This is a genomic window from Burkholderia sp. A9 (assembly GCF_000801975.1).
Genome location: NZ_JSZN01000051.1, coordinates 1 through 1439, shown reverse-complemented (window position 1 = coordinate 1439; position 1439 = coordinate 1). Strand labels below are relative to the sequence as shown.

The window sequence follows — 1439 nt, the reverse complement described above, 5'->3', positions numbered from 1 at the left end:
CGCGCGCGTATCCGGACCGGATCTCGAAGGAAAACCAGACGTCGGTCACGATGATGGTGTTCGGGATGATCAACTGGACGTTCACGTGGCTCAAGCCGGGCGGCCGCCTCGGCTACCGCGACTTCGCCGAGCAGGTGATCGACCTGATGGAACGCGGACTGTCGCCCGGCGCGTGATTGCCGCGCAGCAGCATGCGCTGCACGGCGGGCACACTGAGACAGCCTGCCGCGCGTTTCATATGATGAATTTTAAATTCGTTTAAAATCAATGAAGTATCTTATGAACTAAGCGGATTTAGAATTCACCCTCAAGACAACATACGGGTTTTCCCCAATCCTTCGACCTCGACTCGGGTAAAATGCTGCTGCATCGCACAACCCGTTGTGCGGCTACCGACTGAGGAACCCACGATGAACACGCAATTCAACCGCCGTGCCGATGTTGTCGGCAACGCCGGTACTGCGCCGGTTCTCGTCAGGGAACTGGCTTCCAAAGACCGTGAGCAAATGCTCACCCACTTTCTCTCGCTCGACGAAGAGGACCGCCTGCTGCGCTTCGGCCAGATGGTGCCCGACCACGTGATCGAGAACTATGTCCGCACGATCGACTTCGGTCGCGACACCGTGTTCGGCGTGTTCGACCACGCGCTTGAACTGATCGGCGTCGGCCACCTGGCCTACCTGCCCGCCGACGGCGACAAGCGCACGGCCGAGTTCGGCGTGTCGGTGCTCGAAAGCGCCCGCGGCCGCGGCGTCGGCTCGAAGCTGTTCGAGCGCGCGGCGATCCGCAGCCGCAACACGCGTGTGACGATGCTGTACATGCATTGCCTGTCGCGCAACGCGACGATGATGCACATCGCGAAGAAGTCCGGGATGCGGATCGAGTACGCGTACGGCGAAGCCGACGCGTATCTGTCGCTGCCGCCGGCCGACCATTCGACGATCCTCGCCGAGATGCTGCAGGAGCAGGCCGCGGTGTTCGACTACGCGCTCAAGCGCCAGGCGCACCGCACGTCGAAGTTCATCGAATCGCTGATGCCCGCCGCGCTGACGGCGTGACGTCGGCCAACCGGGCTGCCCCGCGGGGCGCCCGGTCTTCCGCCCTTTCCCGCCTCGCGATCGTCGCGCGCTAGCTAGCGCACCGACCGGATCGGCAACGCCGTCGTCTCCTTGAAGCATTCGAGCGAGAAGCTCGTCTTCACGTCGATCACCGACGGATGGTGCAACAAATGCTCCTGCACGAAGCGGGAGAAGTGCGCCATGTCCTCGACCTGCACGCGCAGCAGGTAATCCATGTCGCCGGTCATCGCGTGGCACGCGACCACTTCCGGCCAGGTCTGCACGGCCGCGCGGAACAGTTCCGCGTGGGTCGCGCCCGCGCGCGCCGACGTCTCGTCGGCGCGGACCGGCGCCAGGCCGCCGCGCTTCTCGAGCCGCACG

At 64.0% G+C, this 1439-nt stretch carries 2 protein-coding genes and 1 pseudogene; 2 read left to right on the top strand and 1 reads right to left on the bottom strand.

Annotation, left to right across the window (positions count from 1 at the left end; genetic code table 11):
• A pseudogene (locus PI86_RS15220) lies at positions 1 to 176 on the top strand (TetR/AcrR family transcriptional regulator); the annotation flags it as partial.
• A gap of 234 nt (positions 177 to 410) precedes the next feature.
• Positions 411 to 1058 carry a GNAT family N-acetyltransferase gene (locus PI86_RS15215; RefSeq protein WP_014895626.1) on the top strand — a complete coding sequence of 216 codons (648 nt, stop codon included), beginning with the start codon at positions 411 to 413 and terminating at the stop codon, positions 1056 to 1058.
• Between the two features lie 74 nt (positions 1059 to 1132).
• Here the strand turns inward: PI86_RS15215 and PI86_RS15210 are convergent.
• Positions 1133 to 1439 (bottom strand): Lrp/AsnC ligand binding domain-containing protein (locus PI86_RS15210; protein WP_039324157.1); only part of this gene is annotated, 307 nt, incomplete at its 5' end.